The sequence below is a fragment of the Rhodococcus sp. (in: high G+C Gram-positive bacteria) genome, assembly GCF_049286785.1.
Classification (GTDB): Bacteria; Actinomycetota; Actinomycetes; order Mycobacteriales; family Mycobacteriaceae; genus Rhodococcus_F.
On sequence record NZ_JBAQEO010000787.1, the window covers coordinates 1 to 16,217 of the forward strand.

A 16,217-nucleotide genomic window follows, 5' to 3' on the forward strand; every position below is an offset into this window, starting at 1 on the left:
CGGCAGTGTCGGACTTCATCCGCAACAAGATTCGCACGATCGTGAAGGACCCCGCCACGGCGGAGTTGCTCTGCCCGAAATCGGACCACCCGTTCGGAGCAAAGCGTCCCCCGCTGGGGAACTTCTACTACGAGACGTTCAACCGCGACAACGTCGATCTCGTCGACGTCAGCTCCAATGCGATCGACGACGTCACAGAGACCGGAATCCGACTGGCAGACGGCACCGAGCTGGAATTCGACATCATCATCTTCGCGACCGGATTCGACGCCCTGACCGGTGCGCTGACTCGCATCGACATTCGCGGCCGGGGCGGACGCCGCCTCGCCGAGAAGTGGCAGGACGGTCCACGCACACACCTGGCGATGACAGTGGACGAATTCCCGAACTTCTTCATGATCGCCGGGCCCCAGATCCCGTTCGCAAACGCACCGGCGATGATCGAACCCGCGGCACAGACCATCGGAGAAGCCATCTCGCAACTCCGAGACAAGAACCAGACTCGCGTCGAGGTTGCACCCGAGGCCGTAGAGGAATACAACAACCTGCTCCACGCGTTCTACAACGCCACCATCTTCCCCGCCGGCGCCAAACTGCGCGCATGGTGGCTCGGAACAAACGTGGAAGGCAAGACTCTCGGCGTCGCGATGAACTTCGGCGGATTCCCGAACTGGGCCGCCTCAGTGAAGGCGGAGGCAGCGGGAGGCTTTGAGCACTACCGGTACTCGACTACTTCCAACGCACAGCTCACCCCGGCCGCGGACGTGAAGGCCGACGCGAACTGACGTAACCGCACGCTGCCAGCGCGTGAGAACGAAACACAACCACCAAGGGAACACAACATGAAAATCGGTGACATCGAGATCACGCCGTTGATCGACGGCGAGGCGGTCGTACCTGGAAACGCCTTCTATCCCAATCTGAAAGAATCCGATTGGGATCCGTACAGCAACCTGCTCGAGCCGGTATTCCACCAGTGCCAGCACCTCAACACGCTCGGCGGCTACCTGGTGCGGGCGGGCGATCGAATCATCGTCGTCGACGGCGGTGCAGGCCCGCAGCCCAAGTGGCCGTTCGCCGGAGGCGGCTTCCGGTCCTCACTTGCCGCGACCGGCCTCGATCGCGCCGACGTGACCGACGTGATCTTCACGCACCTTCACTTCGACCACATCGGCTGGGCAAGTGTGGACGGGAAACCGTACTTCCCGAACGCGACTTACCACATCGATCAACGCGACTGGAACTGGTTCCTGGCTCCAGACTTCGGTTTCACCGACGAGGAGGTCGACAAGAGTATGGAGCGGCTCGAGCTGTCGGCCAACTTCTGCCACCCGGAGAACGATGCCCCCGCCGTCCGACTGCGACCGATTGCCGGGCAGACCAAGTTTTTTCAGGCTGACGAAGAGCTGGAGTTACTACCCGGTGTCGTTGCCCTCGACGGGAGCGGGCACACCCCGGGACAGGTCGTTCTCGAACTGCGCTCCCAGCGTGAGCGCGGCCTGCTGCTCGGCGATCTGGTGCATGCACAGCCCGAGTTGGTCGACGACAACGATCGCGGTCAGTGGAACTTCATCAGCCATACCGACCACGACCGCGCCCACGCCGCTGTCGAGCGGTTCCGCCAACGTATGTGGGACGAGAAAATCCCCGCTGCCGGAGGTCATTTCCCAGGACTCCGCTGGGGACACGTAGTGCGCGACGGCAACAAGCGGGTATGGGAGGACATCCGTGGCTGAGCAGACATCGCAGAGCGGCCGGCTCGCCGGCAAGGTGGCAATCGTTACAGGTGGTGCCTCTGCAGCCGGGTTGGGTTTCGCCACCGCAAGATTGTTCGCGCAGGAAGGCGCGGCAGTCATGCTTACCGACATCTCGCCCGCCGTGAAGGACCGGCTCGAGGATTTCCCGGACGGCTCCCAAGTGGAGGTGATGCGGCAGAATGTGCAGGAAGAGTCCGATTGGATCGCCACGTTCGATGCAGCTCGGGCGAGATTCGGCTCGGTCGACATCCTCGTCAACAACGCTGGGATCACCCGCCGCGACCCGATCGACGAGATGAGTTACGAAACCTACCGCTCGGTCGTCGACACGAACCTGGGCGGTACATGGCTCGGTTGCAAGCACGCTGTTCGCGAGATGAAACGCAGCGGCCGCGGTGGGGCTATCGTGAACATCGCTTCGATCAGCGGGATCGTCGGGATGCGTTACAGCTCGCCTTACGGGTCGAGCAAGGGCGGCATCCGGACGCTGACGAAAGTTGTCGCACTCGAAACGGCGCAGGACGGAATTCGCTGCAACGCCATCTGCCCCGGAATTGTCCACTCGGACATCGTCTCCCCAGTGCAGGAGAAGAACCCGCAAGCGTTCCAGGTACTCCTCGACGGCATCCCGATGGGGCGACTCGGCGAACCGAACGACATTGCCCAAGCCGCGCTCTACCTCGCCTCGGACGACGCACGGTATGTGACCGGGGCAGAGATCGCCGTGGATGGTGGCTACACCGCTCAATAGTGACGTCGATGCGGAGGTGGCGGGTGAACTGTCACTTGCCCGGCTCTGCACCGGCCCGCGTAGCGGGATCTACCAGAGCCGGGGCAGACAGCGTCGGAATCTGGTGACTCGGACAACAAGACAGCACAGCAAAGGAGTACGTACATGGGCCGTGTCGAAGGAAAAGTTGCTCTCATTACCGGTGCTGCACGTGGGCAGGGCCGCGCGCACGCAATCCGTCTGGCCGAGGAGGGCGCCGACATCATCGCGATCGATGTGCCCGATGCCATCCGGAACGTGTACTATCCGATGGGCACAGCTGAAGAACTTGCCGAAACCGCTAGCCAGGTCGAATCTCTCGACAAACGAATCATCACACTTGCGATCGATGTCCGGAACCTCGAGGCACTCAAGTCCGATATCGCCTGTGCGGTAGCGGACTTGGGACGCCTCGATATTGTGTCGGTAAACGCCGCCATAGCACCACTACCTCACCGCACGCACGAAATTCCGGCCGATTCGTGGCAGCAATTGATCGACGTCAACCTCACCGGCGCCTGGAACACCGCTGTGGCAACGGTGCCGCATCTCATCGAGGGCGGTCGAGGTGGCTCGATCATCTTCACCAGTTCGGTGGCCGGCTTGAAGGGCATGCAGAGCGTCGCCCACTACTCCGCATCCAAACACGGCGTCGTGGGATTGATGAGGACCCTCGCCCAGGAACTCGCCGAGCATAGGATCCGCGTCAACTCAGTACACCCCACACAGGTCGACACACCGATGATTCAGAACGACGGCACGTATCGGATCTTTCGACCCGATCTGGAGAGCCCGACTCGAGCAGATTTCGAGCCCGCCTCGCAGTCGGTCAATCTGTTGCCGATTCCGTGGGTTGATCCGATCGATGTGAGCAATGCCGTCCTGTTCCTTGCATCCGACGAAGCGCGTTATATCACCGGTGCGACATTGCCGGTAGATGCGGGACTTCTCGTGAAGTGAATGGGATCGACTTCAGGCCGCGGGCTGCAACTGGGAGTTCACTCGGACATGGACGACCAGGAGTCGGCCCGCGGCAAGGATGCGTATTCGACCAGGTCGCTGCAATGTTTCGTGGGCACCCACGGAACGAAGTAGCTTGTCGCATGACATACACGGACGGGCAGCGCCACTGCAAGATACTGCAGGAACCGCTGCCAGGACCGTCAGGGTCAGTAGTTCGATGCGCTCAAATCGATTCCGAGTACGCGAACTTTGCGGTACAACGTCGACCGCGCGATACCGAGAGCGTCGGCGGCGAGTCGCTTGTTGCCATCGGCATTTCGCAGCGCTTCGATGATTGCTTTCGCCTCGATTTGCTCGAGGCCGACGAGAGTACGGCGACTCGCACGGGCACGCAGATCGGCGGGCAGGTCCGATGCACCAATGGTCGGCTTCGTGTGTGTCGAAAGTATTTCTCGCACTGCACTTTCCAGCGACACCACGTTCCTCGGCCACACGATGCGAGTCATCACCTGCACAGCATCGGGCGACCAGCGGACACGGCGGCCTGCTGACCCGTGACGGGCGGTAAGGCTCTCGAGGAGAAGTCCCATATCGTCCATTCGGTCCGAAAGCGGTGGGACTTCCAAGATTTCATCAAACCAGTCGAGCAGCGGGGTCGTCGAGCTATCGGCTGTCTGTCTCGTGAATGTTGCGCTTACCCTGAGACCCCGATCGCGCGCCTCTTCGAGAAGTCGCGCAGTCGACCTGGCCCAAGACGCGTCCAAGCAGTTCAGGTGACGCAGGACGACATGTGTGGCACCCGATTGGCATGCCGTGCGGACGTCGTCGAGCCATTGTTCCTGAGTGGAATGGTTTTTCTCCGCGTCGACCACAGTGGGAGCCTGCCCACCCAGGGCGGAGGCGACCGCCATTTTGCCGGCGCCGGCCTCACCGATCACCAGGGTGGGCGAGGCCGTGATCGTCGTGGTCCGGACGCATAGCCGGCGCCATACACTACTCGCACCGACCAAACCCGGCAGGGCTGCCGGGGGGCTCGACGGCATAGAGATGGCCCCGTCGGTGCGGTCCTCGGGTGTAAGCCGAACGACCGCCCCTATCGGCGTGGCCCCGTCCGACACCGCGGTCACATCTACCCTGACCGACGATCCGTCGGTGAGGGTGAGCGCGGCGCTCTCGTACTCGTTTCGCAGGAATTTCGACGCAACCTCCCACACGAGCCCTTGGTCGGCGGGACCGAGCATGCGGGCTGCGGGTGCATTGCTGATTACGGTGCGGCCGTTCAGGCACACAACCGGGTGGCGGGCGTCCCGCTTCGCCTTCATGTACGCAGTCAGGAGGAGTTTTTCTTCCGTCGATGCGTTGTCCAGCATTGCGCGTTCGATGTCGGCCGCCATATCCGTGACCCACGACAACAGAACAGGACTGGTGTCGGAATGCCGGACCGTGAGGTTGAGGGATCCGATCAGCCGGCGAGTAATCGGGTGCCTGATCGGGGCTCCTGCGCACGTGAAACCGATCCAGTCACCGTTGAAGTGCTCCGGACCTGCAACCGCCGCCGGCTGACCCGTCTCCAAGACGATGCTGCTGCTACCCGTGCCGGTAGCGCCCTCGGCGACCGAGAATTCAGGAACGATCAGCTTTTGGTCCAGAGTGGCGGCGAAGCTCCCGTCGGTCACCCAACGATTCAACAGGCGTCCGTCCAGATCGGTGATCGCCACGCTGCAGTTCGACTGTGCCATCGCAGCGCCCTTGCTTTCAATGACGATGCCGGCAAATCTGCGGAGAAGTGCACTGGAGTCAGGAGAGGGGGAACGCTTGGGCACGCATCGTTCCGGGTCGAGTCCGTACGACAGGGACCGCCGCCACGAATCGAGGATCTGCGGTCGCACGCCTGCCACACCAGCAAGGACGGAAGGTGACGAGAAAACGCTTTCGCGGGCCCGCAGAACAGTCCGTGTGGCGTCGTCGATCGTCATCAGCTCCCTTTCCTGAAGCGTTGCACACCTCTGTGCATCCATATGTGACCTAGTCCACAAGTCTGAGCTCTACTGACGTCGATGTCAATAGGTAGCGGACCCACGCTCGGGCGCACGGGAAGGGCAGCATGTGAAACCGAAGCGGACGTCGAACTACAACCGACCGAGTTCGAGCAATGTCCGTGTCAGCAAGTCCTTGACCTGCACCTTCGACAGCACGCGATGCTCGAGCCATTCCTGGGTCGCGACACCGACCATTGCCTGGAACGCGCGGACTCGTGCACGCACGACGACATCCTCCGCAGGCAGCCGCAGAACAGAGAGCAATCGATCCTCCCAGGCGGCGAGAGCCGTTTCCAGCAGCATCTTGACGTCGTCCCCCGCGGTCGACCGCTGTGCGTAGTAGAGCGCCATGAATGCTTCGTGATTGCACTCGACGAAGTCGAGCCACCGCCCGAACAGGCGGTCCACACTGTCTTCGACTGTGGCTGCTCGGACGTCACGGGGCAACGTCGACGGCAACGTCGCGAAGCGCCGGAGCGCTTCCACGTACAGATTCCGCTTGTTCCCGAAGTGATAGTTGAGATTCGTACGTGTGGTACCCGCCGCTTCGGTGATGTCAGCGGTCGAGACACGGTCATACGGCTTGCCGGCGAATAGTCTCATCGCAACCAGAATCAACTGTTCGCGCCGGTCGTCGGCATCGAGTCGCACGCGTCGTGGGGTCTCCGGTTCGACCGTCATGTTCCCTACGGTAACCGCTACCGGCCGCCAATTCTCAACCCGGCGCTACAGGCGGCCGACCTGCCGGCCCCGCAGCAGCCGCGCCTCGCAGTTGACCGTGGCGATAGCGATACGAAGGCAAGTGAATGACTGTTGACTAATCGGCTTGCTGCCATGTACTGCGACGCTCGTCATGCACGCCTAACGCTCGGACAAGGTTCCGGACGCTCCGGCATCTCGTGCATGACACGCGATGATGGGCTGCGTCTTCTTGCGAGAGCCCACGCGACCGCGAGGACGGTTCCGTCACGGTGTGAGAACACGCCGTTCAGATCCGAAGGACTTCGCCGTGAACTGCTCCCCGGGAGTTGGACCGAGAAATCAGTTCCGAGACCGGGATAACGACATTCGAGCACGGCGTGGGAGACCGACCAGTCTGCGCGTTCGACGTTCTTCTACCCGCAGGCCTGCCTCGATGCTCCCGACCTACACGCCGAGTTCGAGACCACGATCGGCGGCGTGTTCGGCCATGCCCAACGCCGGCAGGGCCGCTTCCGCCCTCGAGGAGTTGCACGACACCGAATGGACAGTGGAGACGCAGGCCTTGCTCGAGACCTATTTCGGTCGGCACTTCACCGAAGCTGCAGCTGACCCACAGATCCCTGCATGTTGCCATCACAACACTCGGACGACGGGTACAGCCCGCTGGAACAGGGGCCGGGGCTTTGCAGTATCAGCATCGGTCCTCACGGCTACTCGCTGACGCCGACGCCGGCGCAACCCCAAATCTGTGTCGCGCGGGGGCGACTTCCTCGACCGCGCCGTGTTCGAGCACCGACCGCTGCGCTGTACGAGTAGATCCACTGGTACAGCACCGAGCCGAGCGCATCTCCCCAAAGTTCGAGGGCCTGCGCCCGGTGCAATACCGGCTCAGGCCCTCGTCGATCAGGCGTTTACTCCACCAGGCCAACAATTGGGACCAAAGTTCACCGTTGCTCCGGATACCGCGAGAGATGTTTGGTCGCCAAGCGCGAAGCCGACACCATCGGCGTCGTCGACAGTCCGACGGCGCCGATGGTGGGCAGATCCGGTGGCTCGACCCAAGTGGCGCGTGAGGGCGATAGGTGTGGGACACCACGATCCGAACCGCGGCCGGTGCGCGCGCGATAAAGGGCAATACAACGATAGTCAGCTCGACTCGGCGCCCATCGGCGATCGAAGCACCTCGGCAGTCAGCGCCGCCGACCACGGTCGTACGGGATACATGATCGCTCGGTCCGCTATCCCCTCGTATCGCTTGCGAAGAGCCATTGTCACCTCTCCCGGAGGCGCAACGGTGGCAAACGTATCGAGCATCGTGTCTGTGATGAGCTGCGGCATTGCCGACCAGTCGTGCCGCTTGGCGCAGTCACCCAACTGTTCACTTACGTGGGCCCATCCATGCAGTTGCAGGATGGTGCGGTAGGCCGGCGTCGACGCGTAGAACGCGAGGCGCGCGCGAGTCGCCTCGATCGCTGCATCCATCTCAGCCGGACCACCACCGGTTGCGACCAACGGCATGGCGCACGTCTGGAAGGCTGAGGTCACTGCGTCGTTCGATCGTGCACTTCCCACTGCTACAGCAGGTAGCAGCACCTGGCGGAGATAGGCGGTCGTCGCCAACGGCGGAGCCAGGAACCCGTCGGCAACCTCACCGGCCACAGCAGCCATGCGTTCACCCACTCCTGCAACGAACACCGGGGGCGCGCCGAAAGGATTGAGGCCGGGATCGAAGAGCGGCGGCATGAGCGAATGCTTGTAGAAACGCCCGTCGAACACGAGCGCCTCTTCCGAATTCCAGCAGTTCCAGATCGCCCTCAGCGCCAGTACATATTCACGCATCCTCGCAGCCGGATGGCTCCACGGCATGCTGAAGCGCCGTTCGATATGCGCCTTCACCTGGGTGCCCAAGCCGAGCAAAAGCCTTCCACCCGAGACGTGATGAAGGTGGTTCGCGGTCAGCGCCGTCGACATCGGATTTCGGGCGAAAGCAATCGCAACTGCAGTGCCGAGGCCGATCGTCGACGTTCGTTCGGCGGCGAGAGTGAGTTGAATGAACGGATCATGGGACGTCTCGGTCGTCCACGTCGTCCGAAAACCTGCACTTTCCTGTACGGCACTGTCATCTGCGCTGTCCACGGTGTCGGGCAGCATCGCGTCGAATATCACGTGTCGGTTCTCCGGAGTCTCTGATCGATGGTCGCGCAGCCTCAGTTGCCCTCGAGCACCGAGACAACACAGGCATTTCCGTCGACACCACCGGCTCCGCCACCCATCGTCTCCAACAGTCCCAACCGCGCGCCGGGGACCTGGCGTTCACCGGCTTCACCGCGTAGTTGCCACACGAGTTCGGCGACTTGCGCGGTTCCGGTGGCCCCGAGCGGATGACCACGTGAGAGCAAGCCTCCGGAGGGGTTGACCGGTTGCGCTCCTCCGAGCGCCGTGTGGCCACTGGTGGCCAGCGATGCCCCTTTACCGAGCGGCGCCATGCCGAGGGCCTCGGTCGTGACGATCTCACCGATGGTGAAAGCATCGTGAAGCTCGATGACGTCGATGTCCGCGATCCCTACTCCCGCTGCATCGTAGGCACTTGCTGCGGTTGCCGCGATCAGATCGTGGCCCCACACGTTCTCGGTTTCGTGGTTCCACAGTCCACCGGTTTGCATCGCACTTCCGCGGACCTTGATGTCCCGCGACGAGCGTCTGGTATTGCCCACGACGACTGCCCCGGCGCCGTCCGCGATCGCACAGCACTGCAGAAGCGTCAGCGGATCGGAGATCATCCGTGAATCCAGTACCTGCTCGATCGTGACAGGAGCACGGTGTTGTGCACGGGGATTGTGCATTCCGTGTGCGTGATTCTTCACCGAGATCGCCGCGAGCTCTTCGGGCGTGACACCGTACCGGTCTTGGTACCGTGCAGCCGACATCGCATACAGGGCAGGAAGACCGAGGCCTGCCCTGCCCTCGAAGTCGCGCGGATCCACCGGAATTGCCCCGGAGAAACGCGACGTCAAGTGTTCGACCCCGACGACAAGCACGTTGGAGTATCGACCTGAGTCCACTGCCGAACTTGCCTCGTGAAACGCGTGAGTCGAACTCGCACAGGCGTTTTCCATAACAGTGATAGGCAAACCGGTGATGCCCATGCGGTGCAGCGCGCGCTGAGCAATGCCGGGCTCGCCGAAGCACGTACCGACATAGACGGCTTCGGGCAGCTCGAGCTCGGCGTCTGCAAGCGCCTCCGTCACTGCCGCCCAGATCAGTTCCGATGCGGTGAGCTCGGGTTGTTTACCGAAGAGCGAGGTGCCTACGCCCCTGATGAATGCGTCCATAGCGTGGATCCTTCCTGTTGGTTCTCAACTCATACGGTGGCGAACAGCAAATCGCCGTCGGGCGACGGGCCGACAAGCGTGACGCGCTCACCTACATGCAATCGTTCGACCACCTCGCTCGAAACATGTCCGAGGACACGGGGACCGTCGTCCAGATCCACATAGGCGAGTATCAGAGGTGGTGTCCTGCCGGGGAGCGGCACCCGAAGCACGGTGGAGGACCAGACCCGTCCCGACGGCCCCCACTGCGCATCGTGGAGAGCGCCTCGGCACAGCGGACACCAGGGAGCGGGTAACGCGAGTGGATGACGGCAGTTCTCGCAGATCCACCCCTTGATCTGCGGCGATTGCGAATCGGGACTCAGTTGTGGTCGCGGATCGGGACCGAGCGCGGGCGTGCTCATCCGATTGCCCGCACTTGATCGGCCCAATGGGGTGCGCGCAGAACCTTCTTGTCCACTTTCCCGAAGGGTGTCTCGGGAAGGGAATCCACGACCTCGATGGTTTTGGGACGTGCGTATGCAGCCAGCCGGCCCCGGGTCCAGTCGATGACTTCCTGCGCGTCGAAGTGATCGGCCGGCACCACCACGGCGTGGACGGACTCGCCCCAGTCCGGATGTGGAATACCTATTACTGCAACGTCCTTGATGGAAGGATGAGTGGTCAGTACATCTTCGACTTCGCGGCAATACACGTTCATTCCCCCCGATATCACCATGTCGGATTTACGGTCGAGGAGATACAGATAGCCGGCGGCGTCGAGCGTTCCGATGTCACCGGTTCTGATCCACCCGTCCAAGAACTTCTCGCTGGTTGCCTCAGGGGCGTCGACATACCGATCGAGAAGGTAAGGAGTCCGTAGACAGATCTCACCGGTTTCGTTCGGTCCCAGCGACTGACCGGAATCATCGATGATCTTTACATCCGCCATGATCGAGGCCTGTCCGCACGAACCGAGCAGATGTGGCCGGGCCACGTCGTGGTCCTTCTTTGCCAGCCGGGTCCCCCAGTTCGGCGACTCCGTCTGCCCGTAGAGCTGCACGAAGACCTGCCCGAACACCGCCAACGCCTGCTCCAAGCGCGATGGGGCGATAGGCGCCGCACCGTAGACGATGGTGCGAAGCGACAGATCCCGATCACTTCCCTCGAGGATATCGATCAGTCGATAGATCATCGTGGGGACGAGGAAGACCCAGGTGATGCCGGCGTCTGCCAACAGTTGTGCCGTGGACTCGGCATCGAAACCGTCTGTCAAAACGATTGTCGCGCCTCGAATGAGTGCAGATTGACCGAACAGGCCTGCCGCGTGGGCGAGTGGTGTCATCAACAGCAGTCGCTCGTCCTGCAGGATTTCTGCTTCGAGAAGTTGAGCGTAGTGAAGCGCCAGCGTCGATTGCTGACTGTGCAGGACTCCCTTCGGCAGACCTGTAGTACCACCGGTGAAGTACAGAGCTGCAGGACTTTCCGGTGTCACCGCACTACTCGTATCGGGTACCGACGCGACCTTGGCATCTGTATCCGGTTGTCTGATCGGGACACTCGTGGAAGTCGGAACCGCGAGCCTGTCTTCGGTTGCTTCGAGCACGATCAGATCCGGTAGATCCGCCGATGCCGAACGGGCCGCTTCGGCCAACCGTGTGCCGGTCACCATGACCCTGACGCGGGCCGATTGCAGGCAGTGTCCGACCGTTCCGATCGGCAGCATGTAGTTGAGGGGAACCTTCACCGCGCCGAGGCGAGCGATCGCGATATCGACGGCGAAAAACGCAGGGCAATTGTGCAGGTAGATCGCGACCGGATCACCAGGACCGACGCCGAATCCGGCCAATTGCGCAGCGACTGCGGCAGCCCAGTTGTCGAGTTCTGCATAAGTGATGCGCTGCTCATCGAACTCGATCGCGACCGTGTCTGCATTCAGCTTCAACGAGTGATCGAACGCGTCGCGTAAGGATTGACGCATGGGGGGTCTCACTTTCGAGAATCGGGGAGACGAACGGAGACAGTTCCGGACACCAGTTCCGCACCGTCTGTTCTGCGAAGCCACACATTCAACGTGGCGATGGGAGGTGTCGTGCATTCGTCCACACTGGCCACCTCTCCGCCGGCGACGAGATCATCTCCGGCGAATGCATTTCCGAGAAATCTGACTCGTGTACCTAAAATGCTGCTGCGAGAGCCCGTCCAAGCAGTCACTGCATTGAGAACGTAGCCGACGTTGAGCCCTCCTTGGTTGATCACTTGCTCCCCCAACCCGGCGGCTCGGACCGCATCCGGATCCCAGTGAATGGGGTTGGGGTCTTCGGTGATCAGCGTGAAGACTTTCATCGGCTCCGCTTCCACCCGTACGTGGACCGGCGGAATCTCGGTTCCGACGCTGGCAGTCGACATCACGTCCTCCTGACGAACACAAAGGAATTGGTTACCGTCGCCGCCACCGGGCCGGAGGGTGGGCACAACTCGAGCTCGAAGGTGACGACGTCGAAGACACCGGCGCGTCGACCTGTGCGACGGACCACGTCGCGAATCTCGCCGCGCACCGTGTACGCCGTCTCCACTACGAGTGGCGTGACCTGGGTGATCTCGAGCTCCCCGAACATGATGGCGTCGTCGGATCTCTTCCCGACCAGCTCACAGAGTTCAGAGACACTGGTGCCCATACCCCGCATACCGACGATGAGGGGCCACAAAGGATGTAGGTGGTCTCCGTCGACGTCCGGAGCCAGCATGGCCTCGTGGCCCAACCACGCTTCATGCTCGCGGACTACGGTTACTCCATCGGGAAAGCGCAGCCCGACAAGACGTTCACGAAGCTCGTGAAGGTCAGGAAGCAGCAAGACGCCCTCGTCCGCGAGCATGCTCAGCTCTCGACCGCGAAGTGGACGATGTCCGTGATTTCCGCATTACGCTCGTCGGCCCACACCGCACGCACCCGTGTCCCGGAGCGCAGCTGTGCACGCGCCGCATCGGGATCGGTCAGATCGACTCCGCCGATGAAGTGCATGAGAAGTGAATCGGTGCCGTCGATCTCGATCGCACCGACTGCGTACGGCGCGGCCGGGCCGCCCTCGAAGCCCTGGTACACGATCGTCGACGCGCGCAGAGTTCCTACCGGCTCGACCTGCACCCACTCGGTGATCGGTTCGAATGTCGCCTCGTCGTAGGTCTGCGGCGGCAGGTATGTGCGTGCGCCGTCGTTGGTGCGGGTGGCCCACAGTTCCTTGTTCTGGAGACCGCGCATGAAGCGGCTCCAAGCCTGGCCGAGTCGGACCTTGTAGTCGATCTCCCAGTGGACGTCGTGGATCAAGGTGTCGGAGGTGGTGGTGGTTTGAGTCATCGTGTCATCCTTTGGTGTGAAATGAAGTTGCTGTGCGCCCAACGTCAGGCAACTTGCTCCATAACGGTTACCGTGTGGAACTGGAAGAAGGTGCCGCCGGCACTGTGCGCAAGACCTCGCTTCGCGCCCTCGACCTGGCGGGTAGCCGATTGGTCCATCAGCTGCAGTGCCACGTGGGCAACAGGGGCGATTTGACCCGCGAGCCCCGGGTTCGTGCACACGATGCCGCCCGACAGGTTCACCGGCAGCGCACCCCCGAATCGCGTGGTTCCATCCTTGACCAGCGACGGCGCCGTCCCGTACTCGCAGAACCCGAACGCCTCCATCATCATGTATTCCATCGGCGCCAGCGGGTTGAACACCTCGGCGACATCGAAATCCTCGATCGGGTTGAGGATTTGAGCCTCTCGGTATGCCCGGCGGGCCATGATCTCGACGACCTCGAACTTGGAGAAGTCGCGACGTTTACCGCCGAGATATCCGTCGCTGATCGAACCGTGCGCGGAGATACGCACCAGCGGATTCGGCGATTCTGTCCGCGCGAGGCTCTCTGCGGTCACGACCAACGCAATGGCCCCCGAGGACACCGGGCACGTCATGCCCCGGCGCAGCGGTGTCGAGATCATCCGATCCGCATGCTTGTCATCGAGACTGCTGTTCACATGCGCGTACGGATTGAAGTCGGCATCCGCGCGGTTCTTCCTCGCGACCAGCATCAGATCCTCGTCGCTGACCCCATATGTCTCTTGGTACGCGGCAGGAAAGAACGCACCCATATGCGAGGCGCCCATACCGAGCGGCTGCTCCATGATCATCGGAGAGTTCGTGTTGATCACAGCTTGCAGATCGACCGGGCCGTCGAACGTATTCGGCGCGACGCACAGCACCCGCTCGGCAAATCCCGCCTTGATCAAGGTTGCCGCCTGGTTCGGCAGGTGCCCGCCCGACGTGCCGCCGGTCGAGATCGGGATGACGGTCGTCATCGGCGAGAGTCCGAGATGAGGGGCGATCGTCTTGGCCGAAACACTCGATGCCTCGAACCCGGCGATGTCACCGATGATGACGGTGTCGATCTCCCCGCGGGAAACACCCGAATGTTCGATCGCTCGGTCGACGGCCAACCGGCACAGCTCGTACTTCGACATCGCCTGACGCCGTGGTGATGTGGCCTTGGTGAGGCCGACGCCACTGATTACTGCATGATCCTTCACGGTGCCTCCAATACGAGAACATTGCTCGTCGAGGTCACGAGCCCACACAAATCGTCCGCGGCGTGCACCACAGCGGCACCCTCTATGCCGGATGCGAGATTGTCGGTCGCCTCGATCACACGGAGCATTCCGTTCGCAATGCCCGGGTAATTGCTGCGCACCCCACCTGAGGGGTTCACCCGGTCCCCGGGCAGTGACTCGAGGTCCAGTGCTTTGAGTAAGCCCGGGCTCAGTGCGGGACTCAAGTCCGTCATTTCTACCGATCCCACCTGAGACGCCGGGTCGGTGATGTCGGCTCTCGCATACGCCCGTTTCCGTGCGGTGCCTGCGGCCTCCCACGGATCGGACAGCCATCGCGGGTCCGAACTGTTACGGCTCGTTGCCGTACCCCAGCCCGTCAAACGCGCCAAGGGTTGCGGGCAGCGCCTGGCCGACACACCGAGTCCCAGAATCAAGGCTCCCACACCTGCTGATGATGCCGGCAGCATCAATTGGGTCAACGGCGCAACTGCCATCGGGGACTGTGCAACATCGGCGGCGGAAACCGGACCTCGCCGCGGTCGCGATCGCCGGGCGCCGCGGTTGATATCGCCGGCGGTCCGCTCGGTCATTTCGGCCCAGTCGACAGCTCCGTCATCGAGCAGAGCCGCTGCATGCAGACCCAGGGTGACATTGGAGGTCATCCCCACCGGTCGATCGAGGTGAGAGTCGAAGGTGTAGCTGCTGACGTGCTCGCGGAGCTTGGCCACATCCTGTTCCGCGACGCTTCCAATCTCTGGAACATGCACTGCCACAACGATCGCGAAGTCAACGCTGCCAGAAACAAGGGTGGCCGAAGCCAACATAATCGAGCTGCTGACGTCCCCCTCCACCCGCACCTCGTCACCGAGGTAGGCCGCCGCGGCGGGAGCGGTCAACGCATTCGAGATCGATCGCGCGTCGTACAGGTCCAGGGAGCTGGTCACGGAGAATCCGACCTGATGCCGACGGATACCTGCGTTTCGGAGTGCTTCCGAACAGCTGGCAAAGACGGCCTCATCGAGTTGCAGATCGGTGTCATCTGGTACGTCCGACCAGGCCGCACCTACTACATAGAGATCATCGTTCATGGGGACCAGACCTCCCTGTTCGGGCGCTGTGCATTTTCGTCATTCTTGACTCGCATTCTCGATCGTTGGATGTTCGGCGAGCGGTCTCTGCCGCGGGCAACACGTTGCGCCCAGAGACTGTGCAACGTGGCGTTCGGCAGTTCGCCGCCTGGTCGACGACGCTCCTCGGGGACAACTTCCCAAGAGTTGAAGCATGAGCGGAACCACATCCAGTTAGTGATTGACCTTTCACTAGCGACTATAGATCTGGCGTTCTTTTTTGTAAACATCCAGTTTTTCCTGGGATTCTGCGGCGACGTGGCTGCAACGAGAGGAAACTAGTGATCGGTCATCTACACTCAAGGGGCAGACCCCGGCCGGACGGGACGCAGGGCTAGGTTCGCCGGTGCACCGGCCGGCGCCTGCACCCAGCGGTAGTCCGGTAAGACGAGGAGCCCACACCAGTGCCGAAGAACGCAGGCCCGCGTATACGAGACCCCGAACGACGGGAGCGCATACTCGATGCAGCCGCCGAGCTCATTGCCCACCACGGTTATCCCAGCGTCAGTCTGAGCGACATCGGCTCCGCTGCGGGGATCGTGGGATCCGGGATCTATCGACATTTCGACAACAAAGGCGCCATCCTCGTCGAAATGTTCGACCGCGTGGTCGATCATCTGGTGTCGAGCGCCGAGCAGTCGCTGGCCGTCTCACCCAATCCCCAGGTCACACTGGGAATCCTGGTCAACGACCAAGTTGAACTGGTTCTACGCCGGCGGTCGCTCTGTCAGGTATATGTGCGCGAGGCGCGCAACCTGCCCGAGAGCGACCAGTTGAGACTTCGCTGGCGCCAGCGTCACTATGTCGCCTTGTGGGAAGACGCCTTGTGCGCTCTGCGGCCTTCGATCAGCCCCGAGCTTTCCCGTCTGCTCGTCCGCTCCGCAATCGGTTCCATTCATTCCGTGCTGAGTTTCACCAGCACACTGGACGAAGCGGAAACAGCAGCCGCCCTTCGCGATTCC

The 16,217-nt window shown here is 62.1% G+C and carries 16 protein-coding genes and 1 pseudogene; 6 read left to right on the plus strand and 11 right to left on the minus strand.

Going from position 1 to position 16,217, the window contains the following annotated elements; genetic code table 11:
- The 5 genes and pseudogenes from WAW17_RS28355 to WAW17_RS28375 form a co-directional block, all read left to right on the plus strand.
- Positions 1–785 (plus strand): annotated as a pseudogene (locus tag WAW17_RS28355) (cyclohexanone monooxygenase); the annotation flags it as partial.
- Positions 786–842: 57 nt separating this feature from the next.
- A complete protein-coding gene (locus tag WAW17_RS28360) occupies positions 843–1,736 on the plus strand; it encodes an MBL fold metallo-hydrolase (RefSeq protein WP_422336189.1) in 894 nt (297 codons plus the stop codon).
- On the plus strand, positions 1,729–2,508 hold the full coding sequence (locus tag WAW17_RS28365) for an SDR family NAD(P)-dependent oxidoreductase (RefSeq protein ID WP_422336190.1): 780 nt from the start codon (positions 1,729–1,731) through the stop codon (positions 2,506–2,508). The genes WAW17_RS28360 and WAW17_RS28365 overlap by 8 nt, the downstream gene beginning before the upstream one ends.
- 144 nt (positions 2,509–2,652) lie before the next feature.
- Positions 2,653–3,486 (plus strand): mycofactocin-coupled SDR family oxidoreductase, encoded by an 834-nt coding sequence (locus WAW17_RS28370; RefSeq protein ID WP_422336191.1) that lies wholly within the window; start codon positions 2,653–2,655, stop codon positions 3,484–3,486.
- The gene (locus WAW17_RS28375; protein WP_422336192.1) at positions 3,487–3,621 is read left to right on the plus strand and encodes a hypothetical protein; all 135 of its coding nucleotides are present in this window, start codon (positions 3,487–3,489) and stop codon (positions 3,619–3,621) included.
- Positions 3,622–3,695: 74 nt separating this feature from the next.
- Here WAW17_RS28375 and WAW17_RS28380 read toward each other — a convergent pair whose 3' ends face one another.
- From WAW17_RS28380 to WAW17_RS28430, 11 genes are all read right to left on the minus strand, one after another.
- Positions 3,696–5,465, minus strand: a complete 1,770-nt coding sequence (locus WAW17_RS28380) for a sigma-54-dependent Fis family transcriptional regulator (protein WP_422336193.1) — start codon at positions 5,463–5,465, stop codon at positions 3,696–3,698.
- Positions 5,466–5,618: 153 nt separating this feature from the next.
- Positions 5,619–6,209 carry a TetR/AcrR family transcriptional regulator gene (locus WAW17_RS28385; RefSeq protein ID WP_422336194.1) on the minus strand — a complete coding sequence of 197 codons (591 nt, stop codon included), beginning with the start codon at positions 6,207–6,209 and terminating at the stop codon, positions 5,619–5,621.
- A 1,167-nt stretch (positions 6,210–7,376) separates the two neighbouring features.
- Entirely contained in the window at positions 7,377–8,381 is a 1,005-nt protein-coding gene (locus WAW17_RS28390; RefSeq protein WP_422336195.1) for a TIGR03617 family F420-dependent LLM class oxidoreductase, read from the minus strand.
- 56 nt (positions 8,382–8,437) lie between these two features.
- A complete protein-coding gene (locus WAW17_RS28395; protein ID WP_422336196.1) occupies positions 8,438–9,562 on the minus strand; it encodes a thiolase family protein in 1,125 nt (374 codons plus the stop codon).
- A 29-nt stretch (positions 9,563–9,591) separates the two neighbouring features.
- Positions 9,592–9,966 (minus strand): Zn-ribbon domain-containing OB-fold protein, encoded by a 375-nt coding sequence (locus tag WAW17_RS28400; RefSeq protein WP_422336197.1) that lies wholly within the window; start codon positions 9,964–9,966, stop codon positions 9,592–9,594.
- Positions 9,963–11,522 carry an AMP-binding protein gene (locus tag WAW17_RS28405; RefSeq protein ID WP_422336198.1) on the minus strand — a complete coding sequence of 520 codons (1,560 nt, stop codon included), beginning with the start codon at positions 11,520–11,522 and terminating at the stop codon, positions 9,963–9,965. The genes WAW17_RS28400 and WAW17_RS28405 overlap by 4 nt, the downstream gene beginning before the upstream one ends.
- An 8-nt stretch (positions 11,523–11,530) precedes the next feature.
- Positions 11,531–11,950, minus strand: a complete 420-nt coding sequence (locus WAW17_RS28410; RefSeq protein WP_422336199.1) for a MaoC family dehydratase — start codon at positions 11,948–11,950, stop codon at positions 11,531–11,533.
- Positions 11,950–12,417 carry a hypothetical protein gene (locus WAW17_RS28415; protein WP_422336200.1) on the minus strand — a complete coding sequence of 156 codons (468 nt, stop codon included), beginning with the start codon at positions 12,415–12,417 and terminating at the stop codon, positions 11,950–11,952. The genes WAW17_RS28410 and WAW17_RS28415 overlap by 1 nt, the downstream gene beginning before the upstream one ends.
- Positions 12,418–12,419: 2 nt before the next feature.
- The gene (locus WAW17_RS28420) at positions 12,420–12,896 is read right to left on the minus strand and encodes a Zn-ribbon domain-containing OB-fold protein (protein WP_422336201.1); all 477 of its coding nucleotides are present in this window, start codon (positions 12,894–12,896) and stop codon (positions 12,420–12,422) included.
- 44 nt (positions 12,897–12,940) lie between these two features.
- Positions 12,941–14,107, minus strand: a complete 1,167-nt coding sequence (locus WAW17_RS28425) for a thiolase family protein (RefSeq protein WP_422336202.1) — start codon at positions 14,105–14,107, stop codon at positions 12,941–12,943.
- A complete protein-coding gene (locus WAW17_RS28430) occupies positions 14,104–15,216 on the minus strand; it encodes a hypothetical protein (protein ID WP_422336203.1) in 1,113 nt (370 codons plus the stop codon). Before WAW17_RS28430 ends, WAW17_RS28425 begins: the two co-directional genes overlap by 4 nt.
- Before the next feature lie 443 nt (positions 15,217–15,659).
- On the opposite strand from WAW17_RS28430, the gene WAW17_RS28435 reads away from it, so the two are divergent.
- Positions 15,660–16,217 (plus strand): TetR/AcrR family transcriptional regulator (locus WAW17_RS28435; protein WP_422336204.1); only part of this gene is annotated, 558 nt, incomplete at its 3' end.